This window comes from uncultured Rothia sp. (assembly GCF_963555405.1).
In the GTDB taxonomy this organism is placed as follows: domain Bacteria; phylum Actinomycetota; class Actinomycetes; order Actinomycetales; family Micrococcaceae; genus Rothia.
In genome coordinates this window covers 1-17,596 of record NZ_CAUVVO010000014.1, presented here as the reverse complement: position 1 = coordinate 17,596, position 17,596 = coordinate 1, and the positions used below count along the sequence as shown (strand labels likewise).

Genomic DNA, 17,596 nt, shown 5'->3' with positions numbered 1-17,596 from the left:
GGCGCGTAATATGTGCGAATACTCGTGACCTTCGTTGGTTGCCCCGGTAGACTGAAGCTATGACCGAACCAATCATCCCGGTCGCTGATGAGCTGACCGAAGCAAGTAAGTACGCAGAGGTTGTTGACCCCCGTAACTCTGTTGAGAGTAGCGAGTTTTTGACGGGTGAGGAACTCATTCGGGTTCTGCACCCGGTTTTTGACGAGCAGATTATTAATTACGGTGCCTACAATTTGGTGTATGCGACGGGCCGTGCGGTTTACCGTAATCCTGATTTGGCGTTGCATCAGTACCCGAATCAGGAGCATTTTATTGTGGGTTATCAGGATGCGCCGGATGAGGTGATTATTGCTCCGGTGAATTTGCCTGCGTTGACGCCTGCGGGTACGGCTACGACGATTGATAATACGAATGCGCTGCATGCTTACCGTGTGGGTGATGATGCGGTGACGCTTGAGTCGGTGAATGGCAGCTCGTTTTATTTGTCGTTTGAGGATAATGCGGAGGTTGCGACGCGTTTTGGCACTGGCTTGTTGGAGCAGGGTAAGGATGTTGAGGATTTCCGTGAGTTTGTGACGCGGATTTGGCCGGTCCTGTAGCCATGTGACTTTTTGAGGTGATTGCCCGCTGCGGCTTGTGGCTGCGGCGGGCTTTCGCGTGTCTACGGGACGCTTGAGGGGCGGTGCACGTCCTCGCTCCTACAGGGGCACCCGCCCTCGCTTCGCTTCGGGCACCCTGATGTCGCTACGGACGGCACCGACACCTCGGCGCGCCCCACGCCAACCATCAAGCAGCACACTAAAAGGCGACAGCCCTCCCCCGCCCCACACGCAAAACACCAACCACCACGTAACACGCTAAAAGGCGACAGCCCTCCCCCGCCCCAGTTCGCTAGGCACGGGGCGCACACAAAACCCCGCACATCTACCACAACCCCGGCGGGACCGCCGCGAACCCCTGAACCACAGATACGCTGAGAAGTCGGGTGAAACCTCGGTAGCGCGCCGCGTTTTCCGGATGCGCCCTCAGGGTGTCACACGGACGCTCTCCGCAGCGAAGCAAGGAAGAGCGGAGCGTCCGGGTGACGGGTGCCCCTGCGTAGGCGCGGAGGAAACATGCGGCGCGCACCATTAAAAACAAAGCCGAGCCCCAACTCCTCAAGCCCGTAAAACTGTATTCACGAGGGAACGCAAAAATCCCGCCGATTCCGAAGAATCAGCGGGATCTTTCTTGATGTGCGCCCCCTGGGACTCGAACCCAGAACCCATTGATTAAGAGTCAATTGCTCTGCCAATTGAGCTAGAGGCGCTTGCTTGTTTCAAGGTTTCCCTTGCAACAGAAAAATACTATACGCGGTTTTTTGTGGTGTGCGCAAGTTGAAACGGAGTGAGCCTGGACACATTGTTTGGGTGGGGTGTGTGGGACACTAGACTGTGTGTATTGTGTGGGGCACATCCGCCCCTCCCCTAGTTTTTGTTGTTTTGAGGAGTTATTGATGAGTGTTCGTCTTGAGCCGGGTACTCCGGCGCCTGCTTTTACCCTTTCTGATGCGTCGGGTAAGGAGCACAGCCTGAGTGATTATGCGGGTAGCAAGGTGATTTTGTATTTTTACCCGAAGGCTTCTACTCCGGGTTGTACGAAGGAGGCGTGCGATTTCCGCGATAATTTGGCGTCGTTGAAGTCGCTGGGTTACGTGGTGTTGGGTGTTTCTCCGGATTCGCCGGCGGCTATTGGCCGTTTTGTGGAGAAGGAGTCGTTGACGTTCCCGCTGCTGTCTGATGCTGATCATGCTGTGGCTGAGGCGTATGGCGCGTGGGGTGAGAAGAAGAATTACGGCAAGGTGTATGAGGGTCTGATTCGTTCGACGTTTGTGATTGATGAGCAGGGTGTTATTTCTGTGGCTCAGTACAATGTGCGTGCGACGGGTCATGTGGCTAAGTTGCGTCGTGATTTGGGTATTGACCCGAAGTAGGGTCGTGCTTTTTAGGGTTTGCTGATTGCCGTTCGACTGCTTCCTGAGGGGGTTGTTGTTCGGCGTGTTTGCTGGTTTTTAGCCCTATGGGGGCTTCTTTTAAGGCTTGGAGAACCTTGGTTCCTCGTGTACACTAATTTTTTGTTGCCTTAGACGCATGCATCTTCGGGTGTGGGGTGACACTGCGCGCGAGTGGTGAAATTGGCAGACACGCAGGATTTAGGTTCCTGTGCCTTACGGCGTGGGGGTTCAAGTCCCCCCTCGCGCACACACACATTTACATTGGACCCGCCGTCACGGTTGTCGTGGCGGCGGGTTCTCTTGTATGTATCTTGCCCGGGTGGGGTGTCTCGCCCGGATGGGTGTTGAACCGTTATCCTGAGAGATAAGCATCCGCGACGGAAGAGAGGACCCTCCCGTGCAGCATCAGCCTCATGCATCGTCAGCTGTTGGCAATTCTGATGCGCTGCTGCGAGCCACTGCTGGCTCGAGTGGCTTGAGTCGACGCGCCGTTTTGCGTTTTGGCGCGTTTTTTAGTGCTGGTTTGGCACTTTCTGCGTGTTCTGGTCAGTCTTCTGCTGGTTCTTCGGCGAGTGCGAGCGCGTCGTCTGCTGATGTGCGTCGTGTGTTCCGTTTTGCGCAGGGTGCTGCTCCGTTGGGCTTGGATCCGGCGTTGTTTCCTGTGGCGAGTACGTATCAGGTGACGGCGCAGGTTTTGCAGACGTTGTTGGTGGCGAATCATTACACGGGTGATCCTGAGGTTCAGGATTCGTTGTGTAGTGCGTGGACGGTTTCTGATGACCGGTTGACGCATACGTTTGTGTTGCGTGATGTGCATTTTAGTAGTGGTGTGGCGTTGACTGCGGCTGCTGTGGTGCAGAATTTCCAGAGGTGGCAGGCGTTAGCTACAGGTGAGGGTACTGCTGCTTTGGCGGTGCCTGCTCAGCCGTTGTTTGCGTGGGGTTTTGGTGTACCGAAGCCGGGTTCGTCTGATCCGTCGGCGGTGGAGCCTGCGCCGGTTCAGGCGTCGCCGTCGGGTGCGGCGACCCCGGGCGCTTCTGCGTCTGCGAGTGCGTCCGCTACCCCGTCGGCTACCGCCTCGGCTAGCGCTTCTGCGGTAGCTTCTGAGCCTGCTCAGCCGGGTAGTAAGAATGCGCCGAAGACGGGTGCAGCTCAGTCGTCTGCGGTGCAGTCGTTCTTGCCGCTGGTTTCGTCGGTGGTGGCGAAGGGCAACTCTGTGGTGGTGACCCTGTCGCGTCCTTCGTTGGCGTTCCCGCGTATTTTGACGCAGCAGGCGTTCGGCATTATTGACCCGTCACTGTTTGGTTCTGATCAGAAGCTGACGGGTAACCCGGTGGGTACGGGTGCGTTCCGTGTGGAGTCATTCGAGGCTGGCACGGTGCGTCTGCTGAAGAATACCCATTTTGACGGTCAGGCCCCGGAGCTGGATGAGATTCAGATTTCGACCCTCACTTCGTCGGATAAGCGTTATTTTGCGCTGATGGAGGGTCACATTGATGCGTGTGATCAGGTGAATTCTTCTGATCTGGGCCAGTTGGCGCGTGATGGTTATCAGACTCCGGGCCGTGACCCGTTCTCGCTGGTGTATTTGAGCCTGAATACGGCGCATCCCGTGTTGAAGAATATTTCGGTGCGTCGCGCTATTTCGCATGCGGTGGATCGTGGCGCGCTACGTCAGTATTACCCGCAGGGCACCTCGGATGCACAGACGCTGATTTCGCCGTCGTTCCGCATTAAGGCTGATGACGCGAAGGATTACACGGACCGTAATCAGGATACGGCGCGCTCGCTGTTGGCGGCGGCTGGGTACGACAACCAGGTGATTGAGTGCTACTACCCTGCCGATGTGTCTCTGCCGTGGATGGACACTCCGCAGAAGGTGTATTCGGAGATGGTGGCTTCGCTGATTGAGGTGGGTTTGAATATTAAGCCGGTGCCTCTGCCGTGGGCTGAGTATCTGCCGAAGAGCCGTGAGGTTTCTTCTGAGCGCGGTATTACGCTGGCTGGTTTCTACGGAATGTACCGTGACCCGTATGCGTTCTTTGGCCCAGTGTTGGCGCCGCTGATTGCTGAGCATCAGGTGCGTTCGTTGATTGCTAACGCGCCGGCAGATATGACGACGGGTTTGACGAAGAAGAGTTCTGATGTGCCGTCGTCGGGTGGTTCGGATTCGAATGTGCGGATTTCTGAGACTCCGAGCCCGCAGCCGAGTTATTCGCCGGATCCGTTGACGCCTGAGGAGGAGGCTTCGGCTTCTGCCTCGCCGAGCCCTTCGGCGTCGCCTTCGCCGCAGCCTACTGCTGTGGCGGTGGCACCGTCGCCTCGTTTTACGGAGATTTTGGAGGCGATTCGCACCGCGGATTCTGCCGATTCGGTGGATTCACAGCGTGAACTGTACGCAAAGGTTGTGTCTCAGCTGGGTCAGTTCATGCCGGCGGTTCCGCTGCTGAATGTGACGTCGAAGGTGGCAGTGAGCCGTGAGGTTCAGGGCTATCAGACGGAGCAGAATGCGATTGAGCTGTTCGGTAAGCTGCGCAAGTCGTAGCCTGCGTTTTTAGCTTTTGTGGAAAGGGGTGCATCCCGATTGGGGTGCGCCCCTTTCGCCGTGTTTGGGGCTTTCGTGGGGCTTTCGGGTAGCCGGTGGGCGGGTATTTCTGGAGCTGCTTTCGGGTTATTGCCGGCGGGTGTAGCAAATGCATGCGATTACGGGTCTTTTCGACCCTAAGAGATTTATTGATATGAACTGCAACACTCTCTCTCGTTTTGTGGATTCTGACTATGCCAACCCCACTAAAAGGAGTAGGCTAGATGATGTACCCCACATTCACTGTGCCCAGGCCGGGCACCCGCACCCCTAAGGGAGAATTCAGTGGTAGCACGTACTGAACGAACCGACGTCGTCCTGGTCGGCGGCGGCATCATGAGCGCCACCCTCGGCGTGTTCCTCAAGGAACTCGAACCGAGCTGGAACATCGTCCTGCTCGAACGCCTCGACAAGGCCGCTCAGGAATCCTCCAACCCCTGGAACAACGCAGGTACCGGCCACTCGGCACTGTGCGAACTCAACTACGCACCCGCTGGCCCCGACGGCACCGTCTCGGCAGCTAAGGCGCTGAACATCAACGAGCAGTTCCAGATTTCCCGCCAGTTCTGGGCATCCCTGGTTGAAGAGAAGATCCTGGGCAACGCAGACTTCATCAACCCGGTCCCCCACATGTCCCTGGTCTTCGGTGAGGACCACTCCAAGTACCTGGCAGCACGCTACGATTCCTTCCGCAAGGAGAAGCTCTTCGAGCGCATGGAATTCTCCACCGAGCGCGAGAAGATTGGCGAGTGGGCACCGCTGACCGTCAACGGCCGCAAGGGTAACGACCCGATCGCAGCGACCTGGTCCCCCGAAGGTACCGACGTTGACTTCGGCGCCCTCACCCAGCAGCTGATTGACTACCTGCAGACCAAGGGTGTTGAGGTTCGCTACGGCTACCAGGTCACCAACCTGAACCGCGAGTCCAACGGCTCCTGGACCGTTGACGCTATCAACCGCATCAACAAGGAAGAGCCGCTGACCATCAACGCGAAGTTCGTCTTCCTGGGCGCCGGCGGTGGCGCTCTGCACCTGCTGCAGAAGTCCGGTATTGAAGAGGGCAAGGGCTACGGCGGCTTCCCCGTCTCCGGCCTGTTCCTGCGCAACACCCACGAGGCAACCGCAAACCAGCACAACGCTAAGGTGTACGGTCAGGCTTCGGTGGGCGCACCTCCCATGTCGGTTCCCCACCTGGACACCCGCTACGTGGACGGCAAGCGCGCCCTCATGTTCGGCCCCTACGCTGGCTTCAAGACCAACTTCCTGAAGCAGGGCTCCCTGCTGGACCTGCCGCTGTCCCTGCGCCCGCACAACATCTACCCGATGACCCGCGCAGGCATCGACAACCTCTCCCTGGTCAAGTACCTGCTCTCCGAGCTGGTCAAGGACAAGAACGCACGCCTCGAGTCGCTGTACCAGTACTACCCCGAGGCTAACGGCGGCGAGTGGGAGCTCATCGAGGCTGGCCAGCGCGTCCAGATTATGAAGAAGGACGCGAAGAAGGGCGGCATCCTGCAGTTCGGTACCGAGGTTGTCTCCGCAGCGGACGGCTCCATTGCGGCTCTGCTGGGCGCATCCCCCGGTGCTTCTACTGCGGCTCCGATTATGCTGAACCTGCTGGCTAAGTGCTTCCCCTCCAAGATTGCCGGTTGGGAGCCTCGCCTGAAGGAGCTCATCCCCGGTTACGGTGTGAAGCTCAACGATAACCACGACCTGGCTGATGAGCTGATGGCTCACACCGCTAAGGTTCTGGGTATTCACAACTAGTTTTCAGTTAGGCTCAGCAGGTAGCTTTATACCCTAGCTGACAAGCCTTTTTTGAGGCTTTTCGGGGCGGTTACCCTCTCTAACTGACCGATAGGTCAGCTATCTGCACTCGCAGAAAAATGCGGGAGGGTTAGAAGACCCTATAATGTCACCGCAGGGGCGGGAAGGACAGCTCATTGTTCTCCTCGCCCCTTCTGTGCGCCCACACGCTGAAGCTCATAGGCGCACCACTGTGTACATCCCACTCATTCAAGGAGCCCCATTGGCTGCACACACCGGCTCTTCCACGGACACCTCCTCAACCCAGGTACCCGCCGGAGCTCGACGCGGACTCTTCTCCCGTAAGAAGAAGCCCGCAGCCCCCAAGTACGCAAGCGTGAAACTGCGCGACTTCCCCAAGGGCAGCATCCTCTACATTCTGCGCCGTGCCATCTACAAATTCGGCGCAAACGGCGGCACCGACATGGCGGCAGCACTCACCTACTTCACCGTGCTGTCCATCTTCCCCGCCCTGCTGGCGATTGTCTCCCTGCTGGGCGTATTCGGTCACGGTGAGGAAAGCGCCGCCGTCATCCTCGCCTTCCTCAAGGACAACGCGCCCGCCCAGATGTACGCCATTCTGGAAGACCCCATCAAGCAGATTACCGGCGACCATGGCGCAGGCCTGGTGCTGTTGACCGGTATCCTCAGTGCGCTCTGGTCCGCCTCTGGGTACACCGGATCCTTCGGCCGAGCTCTCAACACTGTCTACAACGTGCGTGAAGGCCGCCCCGGCTGGATTCTCAAGCCGCTGAACGTCTTCGTCACCACCGTGATTATCATCCTCGTGGTACTCATGATGCTCATGATGCTGCTGGGTGTAACCGTCCTGGACATGGTCGGTCGGTATGTACCCGAAACCGTGGACATGGAGCTCATCAAGCTCATCTGGCTCAACGGCCGCTGGGTCCTCATCCTATTCATGGCAATCGCCCTGATTACTCTGCTCTACGCCGCAACCCCGAACGTGCGCCGCTTCAAACAGTGGAAGCTCTCCCCCGGTGCGGCGCTGGCGCTCTTCGGCATGAGCCTGGGCGGTTTCGGCTTCACCCTCTACGCCAACAACTTCAGCAAGTACAACGCCACCTACGGCCTCATTGGTGGTGTGATCGTGATGCTGCTGTTCATCTGGATCATGAACAATATGCTCCTCTTCGGCGCGCACCTGGACGCAGAAATCATGCTCATGCGCCAGGTACTCGCCGGCGAAGACGACCACGGACACCTGAAGGTTCAGCCGCGCAGCACCACAGCATCCCGTGCGATGAAAGAACAGCGCGAACGCCTCATGTCCGCCGGACGCGAATTGCAGCAGCAGGCGGCAGGCCAGGGCATGCTCCCCAAGCCGAAGGGCCCCTCCATTGCAGCTCGCGTGCAGAAGGCTGTGGACACCAACACCACCATGATTCGCACGCTCATTGCCGACGGTAAGGAACGCATCGAAAACGGTAAGGAGCAGCTGCAGCAGAAGCAGGCTAAGGCCGATGCCGCCGAAACTCAGGCTTCTGAGGCAACCGCGGCGAAGGCAGAAGCGAGCGCAAAGGCTGAACCTCAGCAGGAGGCGCTCTTCGACCTGGGCACCGATAACTCAACCGGTGCGGCACAGAAGAACTAAGCGGCAGCTCAGCTGAGCGCGTACCGCCTCAACGCATCAAGGGCGCGAGATAGAAAAGGGCGCAGGACAGAAACCCTGCGCTGGTCACTAAGATAGACATATGACCAGTGCAGATTTCTCTCCCGCGCCCTTTGCTGTACCCAACGCCGCTACACCCAATGTTGATGCGCCCGATGCCGCAGCACCCGCCGTCGTTCTCCCCGACCTCGAGTACACCCTCTACCAGCCGCAGCAGCTCAAAAGCCGCGTCCCCGCCCTCATGATTCACGGCTTCGCCACCCGCGGCGAACAGCTCTACGGCGGCACCAGCTGGATCCGCCAATACCTGCGCGCCGGATACCCCGTGCTGATTGTTACCCTGCCCTACCACTCAGACGAATACCTCAAAGACCCCGAATCCATGCACGCCATCGACTGCAAGCTCCCCAACAACACGAGCGTGCGTAGCGGCACGATTCCGTTCGATTCTGTGCCCTCTGTCGATGCGGTGCCCTCCGTTGATGCGGCGGGCCGGCCGCTGACCCCCATGCACCTATTCACCACTATGCTTGCCCAGCTGCTGCGCACCGTCGCCACCGAGAACGACCTCGGCGTTGAACTGGAGCCCCGCGCGCACGTTATTGGCTTCTCCTTTGGAGCCCGCGTCGGCTGGGAACTCGCCCTCACCCACCCGGAGGCAGTCGCATCCCTCACCCTGGGCGGCCTGCCCCTACACGACCACCTCATTACCCTGCGCGCCATGCTCGAAGCGCACGAGGGAACCAGCGTCTCCGCGAGCGCAGAAACCCCGGCGGTTGACTCCACCGACGAGGCGATTGCGTCCTTCACCTCGATTATTGACAACTCCCCCATTCAGCCCGACGCGTTACTGAAGTTCGTGCGGATTCCCTTCGGTCCGTTCTTCGACGTGCCCGCCCTGCGTGCCGGATCCCCCGACCTGCCTGCGGGCCACCCGGGCGCGCATCCGCACGCACCCATTGCGGTTGTGCTCGGTGACGCGGACACCATCGCCGCCGACGGCGCCGAACTCTACGACATGGTGCGCGAGGACAACCCGCTCAACCGTTTCATCTCCCTGCCCGGCCGCGACCACGTGAACGCCCTGACCTCGGGCGCGTTCCGGCGCAGTGCGCTCGCCTTCGCGGCAGAGGTGGAAGCGGCGACGTCATAAAACGTCATATTCCCCTGGGGGCTTCACGCTCAGACCCGGGGTGCGTCAGGTATGCCTTAGCTCTTAGAATGGGAACATATCAAAAAACCTTTATCTAGCGGTTGAGCCTCAACCGCAATCCCCCCAAACAAAGGAACAGCATGCACAAGGTCAAGGCCGTTGTAGCCCTCGCCCAGGACGCCCCCGTCACCGTCACCACCATCAACGTACCCGACCCCGGCAAGGGCGAAGCACTCGTCAAGGTCCTCACCTGCGGTGTCTGCCAGACCGACCACCACTACGTCACCGGCGGCGTTGGCCAGGACTTCCCCTACCTGCTCGGCCACGAGTCCGCAGGTATCGTCGAGGCTGTCGGCGATGACGTCACCGACATCGCCCCCGGCGACCTGGTCATCCTCAACTGGCGTGCCGTCTGCGGCGAGTGCCGTGCATGCCGCAAGGGCCAGCCGCAGTACTGCTTCGCAACCCACAACGCAACCCAGAAGATGACCCTCGAGGACGGCACCGAGCTCACCCCCGCACTGGGTATCGGCTCCTTCGCTGAGAAGACCCTCGTCGCGGCAGGTCAGTGCACCAAGATCACCGCTGACATCAGCCCCGAACAGTACGCAGCAATCGGTCTGCTCGGCTGCGGTGTCACCGCAGGTCTGGGCGCTGTGCTGAACACCGGTGAGCTCAAGCGCGGCGAGTCCGTCGCAGTCATCGGTTGCGGCGGCGTCGGTACCGCAGCAATCGCGGGCGCACAGCTCGGTGGCGCAACCACCATCATCGCCGTCGACATCGACGAAGATAAGCTGGCACGCGCACGCGAGCACGGCGCAACCCACACCGTGAACTCCTCCAAGGTCGACCCCGTCGAGGCCATCAAGGAACTCACCGGCGGCTTCGGTGCAGACCTCGTCATCGACGCTGTCGGCATCGCCCCCACCTTCAAGCAGGCCTTCGAGGCACGCGATTTGGCTGGCCGCGTCGTGCTCGTCGGTGTGCCCGCACCCGGCACCACCTGGAACATCCCGCTGGATGAGGTGTTCGGCCGCGGCGGCTCCATTAAGAGCGCATGGTACGGCGACACCCTGCCCTCCCGCGACTTCCCCGAGTTCGTGGACCAGTACCTGCTCGGCCGCCTCGACCTGGACGGTTTCGTCTCCGAGCGCATCACCCTCGAGGACGTCAACGAAGCATTCGAAACCATGAAGACCGGCCGCGTGCTGCGCTCGGTCGTGGAACTCTAGGAGCGTAGCGTGAGCGAACGTATTGAACGAGTCGTCACCTCCGGCACCTTCTCGCTGGACGGTGGCTGCTGGGACGTCGACAACAACGTCTGGATCGTCGGCAATGACTCCTCCGTGATCATCATTGACCCCGCCCACGACGTCGACAAGATCTCCCGCACCGTCGCAGGCCGCACCGTGGAGAAGATTCTGCTGACCCACGCCCACGACGACCACATCCGCAGCGCCAAGGAGGCGGCAGAACGCTTCGGCGCGCCCGTCTACCTGAACCCCGCGGACCGTGTGCTCTGGGAAATGGTGTACCCCTCCTGGGACTTCGACCACGAACTCGCTGACGGCGACGTGCTGCGCATCGGCGAGACCGAGCTGACCGTACTTGCCACCCCCGGCCACTCCCCCGGCTCCGTGTGCTTCTACGCACCCACCCTCAGCTGGGAGAACAGCGAAGGCGTCGTCTTCTCCGGCGACACCCTCTTCAACGGCGGCCCCGGCGCAACCGGACGCTCCTACAGTGACTTCGACACCATCATCGAGTCGATCTCGACCCGCCTGCTGACCCTGCCCGAGTCCACCGCGGTCCTCACCGGCCACGGCGACAGCACCGGCATCGGTCTGGAGGCGCCCGAGCTTCCGGCATGGATCAAGCGCGGTCACTAAACCTGTAGCCTCACGCTGAGGCGCAAAAAAGCCGAGCACGGTACACAAAAGGCGGATGCCCCACCACCCACAGAAGGTGGCGGGGCATCCGCCTTTTAGTATGCGTTCGCAACGCTCAAGCTCAGATGCGTTCGGTCGAGCCGTGTGCTGAATTAGCCGCGTGCTGAATTAGCTACGTGCCGTCTCAGACAAAGGAGTCAGCTGCTCCTCATGCTCAGAACGCCACAGGTAGCCGTACAAGTGACCCAACGCAAAATACAGCGTCGCAATAATCACCGGCACCATAAACGCGTTACGGTAATACGGAGCGTCGCCCATATAGCCGCCCCACATACTACCCATCGCAAGACCAATGCCCAGCATCGAACGGGTAAAGAAGCTCGCCTGCGCATCAGGAATGTGCTTGAGCGAACGATTCAGCCACAGCTCATGGCCGCCAAACGCTACACCCAGCACCGCGCCGCAGAGCACCAACGCATAGAAAATCGTGGACGTATCATCGCTCGCCGGCAAATACAGCGCCGCCATAATCAGCATAACGCCACTCGCCAGCCAGCCGTGCCACGGGTTCACCGAGCGGCCACCCAGAACCACCGGGAAAGCCACCACGACAAGCGCGCCAGTACCGGTCGCAACCATCGCCATGAACAGGTTCATCGAACCATGAATCAGCGAGAAGCCCAGCAAACCAGAACCAACCGAACCCATGCAAGCACCCAGCAGAACCAGGCCAAGAATCAGCACCACCGTCTGACGGCTCGGACGCACCAGATTCTGCGGCGGAGCCATACGAATACGCGAAATATCCGGCAGCAACCTCGGCGCAGCCAGCACCACAATGAACAGCAGCGCATCCAGAATGATTGTGATCCAGAAGCCCGCATACTCATTATTCGGGGTGATGTACGCATCGCCCAGCCACACCAGCAAAGCAGCCAGCGGGTGCATCGACATATTCGCCGTAGTACCCCACGAAACCGCAGTCGACAAGCGAACATCACTGTACTGATAATTACGGCGATACAGCGACTCAAGCGCAAACGGAGTCCACGGCGGGGTCGTGAAACCCATCGCCACACAGGACAACGCATGGTAGGTCGTACTCACGTTATTCGGGTCAACCGTCAGACGCCAACCAATCACCAGCATGTTCAGCACCGCGGCAATATTCAGGAGCGACGTAATCGCCAGCAGCGACCTCAAGCCCAGGGCACGAACCAGCATCGGGCCGAGCATAATCTGCACCGAATACGCGCCGGTAAACGCCGCCACCGCATAGCCGCCATCATGCACACTACCCAGGTGGCTCGCCAGCAGAATATACAGCGCAAACGCCGAAGAAGCCGCCGGAATGTGGAACAGAATCGTCAACACACTACGGGCAAAACCCTCAGCACGAAGCACCGCATACAGGTGACGACGTTGCTCCTTACCGTTGCGCAGGAACAACGCCCAATGCTGACGCAAAATGTCCGGAACCGACGCGTTCGTATTAATCTCATCCGCAGCCGGAATCGGGCGAGGCGGCAACTCCTGCAACACGTGCTCGTTGTTGCGCACCACATCCGTCAGGGAGGTGCCCGGAACCGTCGGAATGCCCGTGCCCGAAGCACGCATTTTATTCAGCGCATCGGAGGCGGGGCTCACCTTCATGGTGCGCGGAGGAACCTCCGGCGCGGATGCGCCAGTACGCGCATCAGCCGAAGGTTCCACACGATACGTTGAATTCGGGTCCCTATCCTGAGGTGTCGAGGTCATCATCTCTTTCACGAATAAGCCGCCGGACATGCCACAACAGCGGCCCGGAAGCGAATTTATGCCTACTAGGAGTTTACCCTCACCGAGGAGCCGTTCTGACCCTTTTCGACCACAATCTGCGCCGGAATACGGTTCTTCATCTCCTCCACATGCGAAATCAGGCCAATAGTGCGGCCACTATCACGCAGAGATTCGATTGTGCCCATCACCATGTCCAGGGTCTCAGCGTCCAACGTGCCGAAGCCCTCATCAATGAACAGGGTGTCCAGCTCGATACCGCCGTTATTCGCCTGCACAACCTCAGCCAAACCCAACGCCAACGACAGCGACGCCAAGAACGACTCGCCACCGGACAGCGAGGACGCCTCACGCGGCTCGCCCGTCCAGGTGTCGGTAATCTCCAGGTTCAGGCCGCCACCGGAACGGCTACCCTTCGCACGGTGATCGCTGAACACCATGCCGTAGCGGCCCTCACTCATACGATCCAGGTGCAGTGACGCCGAATGCAGAATCCGCTCAAACTCAGCGCCCAGCACGTAACTCACCAGGTCAACCTGATGCTCATAACCGCCCAGCGTGTCGCCGCGGGCAGCCGCCGCCAGGTTCGCCAGCATCTGCGCACGGTCATAACGCTGCGCTGTCTTCGCACGGAACGCCGCGTATTCGCCGCGCAGCGCCTGTAGGGAACGCAGAACGCTCTCCCGCTCACCCTCACGAAGAGTCAAACGGTGCGCCGCCGCGCGCAACTGCTCAACCTGTTCACGCACGCCCTGCAGATCATCCGGCGCCTGCTCGCCAGCGGCAACACGAGCCGTCACCGCAACAATCGCCTCACGGCCAAAGCCCTCAAGGAGGCGGGCGTGCTCCAGCTCATACGCGGCAACAGCCTGCTCCAGAGCATCGATGCGCTCGGGGGTGCGCACCGCCGCATGAACCAGCTCAGCGCTCTCAAACGCCGACTCGCCCAGCAGACGCTGCGCCTGCGCTGCCGCCTGGGCATGACGCTCCCGCGCCTGCCCCAACAGCAACACTGCACGCGCCAGACGCTGATGCGCCGCACGGTAGCCCTCCACAGCCTCAACACGCTGCGCGAAACCCACCGCCGCACGAGCAGGCGCCAAATCAGCCGCAGTAGTCTCACAGCGCGCCGCAGCGTCACGGTGACGCGTCTGCGCCTCAACCGCCGCACCCTCGATGGTGCGCAACGCCTCCTGAGCCTTCTGCTGCTCAACCCGCACCCGCTCAACCTTCGCCAGCACGCCGTCACGCGCCGTCACGCGCGACTGAGCCTGCGCGAGGCGGGTCTGCGCCTGCTGCAGCTGGGCGGCAGTCTGCTCAACATCGCACTCGCCCTGAGCCACCAGGGTCTCGTACTGGGTGCGGGCGGCGGCAAGCGCCTCGGAGGCTTCCTGATGTGCCTTGGTCGCCCGATCCTTAGCCAGTTCGTGGGTACGCGCCTGCTTGTGTGCCTTGTCTTCACGCTCCTTGGCGGCGTCCAGGTCGGCACGCTCAACCAGCTGCTCGCCCTCGGCAATCCGCGCCGGAGCGGGGTGCTCCACTGAACCGCAGACCGCGCAGGGTTCGCCGTCCTTGAGCTCACGCGCCAGCAGAGACGAGGCCTGGGCGAGGCGCAGCACCTGCAGTTTCTTGAACTCCTCCGTCGCGGCGAGCGCCTGCTGAGCCGAAGCCTGCCACTTTTCCTGCGCCTTCTGCTCGGCGGTGGCGGTGCGCTTGCTCTGCTTCTGGGCCGCTGCGACCGCGGCGGAGGCGGCATCCAGCTTCTGCTGCATCTGCTGAGCGGCATCGTGCTTCTGCTGCACCTCGGTAACCAGGTGCGCGGCGAGGGTACGCTCCTCGTCGGCGGTGCTGTAGCCGGCGAGTTCTTCGGCAAGCTGCTCGGCGGCGGCGGTCAGGTCGCTCAGGGTCTTTTCGGCACGCGCCTTGTCCTGCTCGAGGGCATTAGCCTGCTTCAGCAGGGCGGCAACGGTGGCTTCCTCGTCGGTAAGCTGCGCATCCTTCTTCTGCAGGACGCGCAGGGTGTCAAGGAGCGCCTCGAGCTGGGTTTCCTGTTCAGCGGGCTCGAGGGAAGGGAGTGCGGCGAAGGTCGTCTCTTCGGGAAAGGTGACGTCTGCCGAGGTTTCCTCATCGCGCAGTGCCGCAAGCAGGGCGCGACCAGTCTCATCCAACGCGGAAGCACACGCTGCCTGCTCCTGTTCCCGGGCGGCGAGCGCCTGCGATTCGGCGTGGACCTGCGTGTACTGTGCGTGCAGGGGCGCGGCAGCACGCGCCTGCGCCAGCTCTTCACGCTGCGCCTTGTGCTCGTCGGCGCGTTCGGTCAGGCGGGTGCGGCGCTCGCAGAGCTGCTCGTATTCGCGCCAGTCGGCCTGCAGCTGGGCGCGTTCGGCGAGCAGGCGGGTGTTCCGGTCGGCTTCGTCAGTGAGGCGCTGCTGCTCCTGCTTTTCGCGCGCGGATGTTTCGCGGGCGCGTTCTACTCCGCCGGCGACCCATGCGTCGAGGGTTTCGGCGGTGACACTCTCAGCGGTGAGGTTTTCCGGCTCCTCCCCCGCCTCCACAAACCCTTCAACAGCAGAGCCCTCGGTATCGGTGCCCTCAGCCTCCGGATCTGCAGCATCCAGTAGGGCCTGTAGGGCGAGCATTTCTACGCGGGCACGTTCAAGGTAGCCGCGCTGGGTGTTTTCGTCCTGGGCGACGTCCTGCTGAGCCTTTTTCGATTCTTCAAGGAGCGCGTCGAAGAGCTGCTCGTAGTGTTCGACGGGGAACATCTTTTTGAGCAGTTCTTTGCGTTCTTTGGGCTTGGACTTGAGGAATTGCGCGAACTGACCCTGCGGCAACAGTACGACCTTGAGGAATTGTTCTTTGGTCAGGTGGGTGCGTTCGGCGATGGTACGGTTGACTTCGGCGACGCTACTGGAGATGGGCGTCCATGCCTTTTCGTCGGAGGGGTCGGCGCCGGGTGCGAGTTCGGCGAGGGTGGCTTTGGCGCTTTCTTCGCGCATCTGGCCTTTGCGGGCGCCGCGGGTGATGGGTTTGTTGTAGGCGGGGGTGCGGTCGATGCGCAGGCGCTTGCCGTGGAGGGTCACGTCGAGTAGCACGTGCGGTTTGGTGCCGCTGTGTGCCGCGTAGGTGGAGTGTAGTTTGGCGGATTCGCGGTCGCTGCTGGTTTCGCCGTAGAGGGCGTAGCAGATGGCGTCGAGGATGGTGGTTTTGCCGGCGCCGGTGGGGCCGTTGAGTAGGAATACGCCGGCGCTGTTGAGGGCGTTGAAGTTGATTTCTTGGCGCTTGGGGTATGCCATGAAGGCTTCGAATTCGAGGTTGTGAAGGATCATGCGTTGTCCTTGTGGCTTTTGATGTGGTCGCTGAGGGTGGTGATGACGTCGCGTTCTTCGCTGGTGAGGGGGCGGTTGCGTACGTATTGGTGGAATTGGTCGAAGGTTTCGACGGGGTCGGCGTCGCGGGTGAGGGGCGCGGCGGCGGGTTTGTCGGTGGCGGGTTGGGTGTTGCGGTAGCTGAAGTGGGAGATGGTTTCGTATCGGCTGCGCAGGCGGTCAACGGCGCCGACGGGTAGGGTTTCGTCGGTGAGTTCGATGCGGCAGTAGTAGCCCTGCTCGTAGGGGCTGTTTTCGGGGCTGTTGAGCAGCTGGTCCATGGTGCCGCGCAGGGTTTTCATGTGTACGCGGGTTGCCCATTCGTGGCCGCTGATGGTGGGTTCTTCGCCGGGGGTGAGTTCGATGAGGTAGGCGCCGTTGCGGTTGTGTTCTTCGCTGAATGAGAAGCCGAGCGGTGAGCCGCTGTAGCGGATGGTGTGGGTGACGGGGTAGCGCTTGTGGATGTGGCCGAGGGCTACGTAGTCGAAGCCGTCGAAGAGGGAGGCGGGTACCCAGTCGATGCCGCCGACGCTGATGTCGCGTTCGGAGTCGCTGCGGGGTGTGGTGTCTGCGCTGGCGGTGGTGTCACTGCCGGTGGTGTCGCTGACGGTTGCGTGGCTCATGACGATGATGCGGTCGGCGCCTTCGCCGCGGGCGCGACGTTCTGCGGCGTCGGCACGAATGGCGTCGGTGATGGCGCCGAGGACGGCCTGGTGGGTGGGCTCTACGCCGAGGGCGGTGGCGTGGAGGCGCGGGGCGAGGTAGGGGATGGCGTAGACGTGTACGCGCAAGGCGCCGTCGGTGAGTTCGACGGGGCGGGTGGCGTCTTCGATGGTGGTGCGTAGGTGCACGCCGGAGGCTTCGAAGAAGGCGGCGCCGTAGCTGAGGCGGCGGAAGGAGTCGTGGTTGCCTGAGCTGAGGATGACTTGCACGCCGGCGCGCATGAGCCGGGTGAGCGCCTGGTCGAGCAGGGTGGTGCTTTCGGCGGTGGGGATGGTGCTGTCGTAGACGTCGCCGCTGATGAGGAGGGTGTCGATACCTTCGGCGTGCACGTAGTCGAGCAGTTCGTCGATGAACTGCTGGTGTTCGCGGGTGAGGGGGCTGCGGTGGAAGGTGCGGCCGAGGTGCCAGTCGGAGGTGTGCAGAATCTTCATGCCTTCAGTATGGCACTGCCTCATGTTTTGCGCCTCGCGGTTCGTCATTCAGGGGAGGACCCCTCCGCGGCGCAGGCACTCATGCGGTGCGGGGGCTCCGTCCTCGAGGTGCCTCAGGCACCGATGAGGGGGCACTCCCCCGCGAGCGTGAGTGCAAAGCCGCCTAGCGCATCCCCATCCTCGGAGTAGGCACCCCTCCGCGGCATAGGTGCTCATGCGGAGCGGGGGCTCCGTCCTCGA

At 61.2% G+C, this 17,596-nt stretch carries 11 protein-coding genes and 2 tRNA genes; 9 read left to right on the top strand and 4 right to left on the bottom strand.

The features are described 5' to 3' along the window. Positions 1-59 precede the first annotated feature (59 nt). Complete coding sequence (locus RWL87_RS08195) at positions 60-599, top strand: hypothetical protein (protein ID WP_313969546.1); 540 nt, start codon at positions 60-62, stop codon at positions 597-599. 637 nt (positions 600-1,236) lie between these two features. On the opposite strand, the gene RWL87_RS08190 is transcribed toward RWL87_RS08195, so the two are convergent. After that, positions 1,237-1,309: transfer RNA gene (locus RWL87_RS08190), tRNA-Lys, on the bottom strand. Positions 1,310-1,495: 186 nt separating this feature from the next. Between RWL87_RS08190 and bcp the strand changes: the two genes are divergently transcribed. The 8 genes from bcp to RWL87_RS08150 all read left to right on the top strand — a co-directional run bounded on the left by bcp (position 1,496) and on the right by RWL87_RS08150 (position 11,058). Beyond that, positions 1,496-1,972 carry a thioredoxin-dependent thiol peroxidase gene (gene bcp, locus RWL87_RS08185; RefSeq protein ID WP_298699130.1) on the top strand — a complete coding sequence of 159 codons (477 nt, stop codon included), beginning with the start codon at positions 1,496-1,498 and terminating at the stop codon, positions 1,970-1,972. Positions 1,973-2,158: 186 nt separating this feature from the next. Beyond that, a tRNA-Leu gene (locus tag RWL87_RS08180) sits at positions 2,159-2,240 on the top strand. A gap of 150 nt (positions 2,241-2,390) precedes the next feature. Beyond that, complete coding sequence (locus RWL87_RS08175; protein ID WP_313969545.1) at positions 2,391-4,538, top strand: ABC transporter substrate-binding protein; 2,148 nt, start codon at positions 2,391-2,393, stop codon at positions 4,536-4,538. A 324-nt stretch (positions 4,539-4,862) separates the two neighbouring features. Then, a complete protein-coding gene (locus tag RWL87_RS08170; protein ID WP_313969544.1) occupies positions 4,863-6,344 on the top strand; it encodes a malate:quinone oxidoreductase in 1,482 nt (493 codons plus the stop codon). 262 nt (positions 6,345-6,606) lie between these two features. Next, a complete protein-coding gene (locus RWL87_RS08165) occupies positions 6,607-7,998 on the top strand; it encodes a YihY/virulence factor BrkB family protein (RefSeq protein ID WP_303971007.1) in 1,392 nt (463 codons plus the stop codon). Positions 7,999-8,098: 100 nt separating this feature from the next. Next, on the top strand, positions 8,099-9,169 hold the full coding sequence (locus tag RWL87_RS08160) for an alpha/beta hydrolase (protein WP_313969543.1): 1,071 nt from the start codon (positions 8,099-8,101) through the stop codon (positions 9,167-9,169). 140 nt (positions 9,170-9,309) lie between these two features. Continuing rightward, on the top strand, positions 9,310-10,401 hold the full coding sequence (locus RWL87_RS08155; protein WP_303959448.1) for an S-(hydroxymethyl)mycothiol dehydrogenase: 1,092 nt from the start codon (positions 9,310-9,312) through the stop codon (positions 10,399-10,401). Positions 10,402-10,410: 9 nt separating this feature from the next. Then, entirely contained in the window at positions 10,411-11,058 is a 648-nt protein-coding gene (locus RWL87_RS08150; protein WP_294618464.1) for an MBL fold metallo-hydrolase, read from the top strand. 168 nt (positions 11,059-11,226) lie between these two features. On the opposite strand, the gene RWL87_RS08145 is transcribed toward RWL87_RS08150, so the two are convergent. The 3 genes from RWL87_RS08145 to RWL87_RS08135 all read right to left on the bottom strand — a co-directional run bounded on the left by RWL87_RS08145 (position 11,227) and on the right by RWL87_RS08135 (position 17,380). Beyond that, on the bottom strand, positions 11,227-12,816 hold the full coding sequence (locus RWL87_RS08145) for an MFS transporter (RefSeq protein ID WP_313969542.1): 1,590 nt from the start codon (positions 12,814-12,816) through the stop codon (positions 11,227-11,229). Positions 12,817-12,881: 65 nt separating this feature from the next. Next, positions 12,882-16,163, bottom strand: coding sequence for an SMC family ATPase (locus RWL87_RS08140; protein WP_313969541.1), 3,282 nt, complete (start codon positions 16,161-16,163; stop codon positions 12,882-12,884). Next, positions 16,160-17,380 (bottom strand): exonuclease SbcCD subunit D, encoded by a 1,221-nt coding sequence (locus RWL87_RS08135; RefSeq protein ID WP_313969540.1) that lies wholly within the window; start codon positions 17,378-17,380, stop codon positions 16,160-16,162. Before RWL87_RS08135 ends, RWL87_RS08140 begins: the two co-directional genes overlap by 4 nt. Positions 17,381-17,596 lie beyond the last annotated feature (216 nt).

Excerpts from the sequence above, each read along its gene's own strand:
- RWL87_RS08195 (WP_313969546.1), top strand. The coding sequence starts at position 60 with ATGACCGAACCAATCATCCCGGTCGCTGATGAGCTGACCGAAGCAAGT.
- bcp (WP_298699130.1), top strand. The coding sequence starts at position 1,496 with ATGAGTGTTCGTCTTGAGCCGGGTACTCCGGCGCCTGCTTTTACCCTT.
- RWL87_RS08160 (WP_313969543.1), top strand. The coding sequence starts at position 8,099 with ATGACCAGTGCAGATTTCTCTCCCGCGCCCTTTGCTGTACCCAACGCC.
- RWL87_RS08155 (WP_303959448.1), top strand. The coding sequence starts at position 9,310 with ATGCACAAGGTCAAGGCCGTTGTAGCCCTCGCCCAGGACGCCCCCGTC.
- RWL87_RS08145 (WP_313969542.1), bottom strand. The coding sequence starts at position 12,816 with ATGACCTCGACACCTCAGGATAGGGACCCGAATTCAACGTATCGTGTG.
- RWL87_RS08140 (WP_313969541.1), bottom strand. The coding sequence starts at position 16,163 with ATGATCCTTCACAACCTCGAATTCGAAGCCTTCATGGCATACCCCAAG.
- RWL87_RS08135 (WP_313969540.1), bottom strand. The coding sequence starts at position 17,380 with ATGAGGCAGTGCCATACTGAAGGCATGAAGATTCTGCACACCTCCGAC.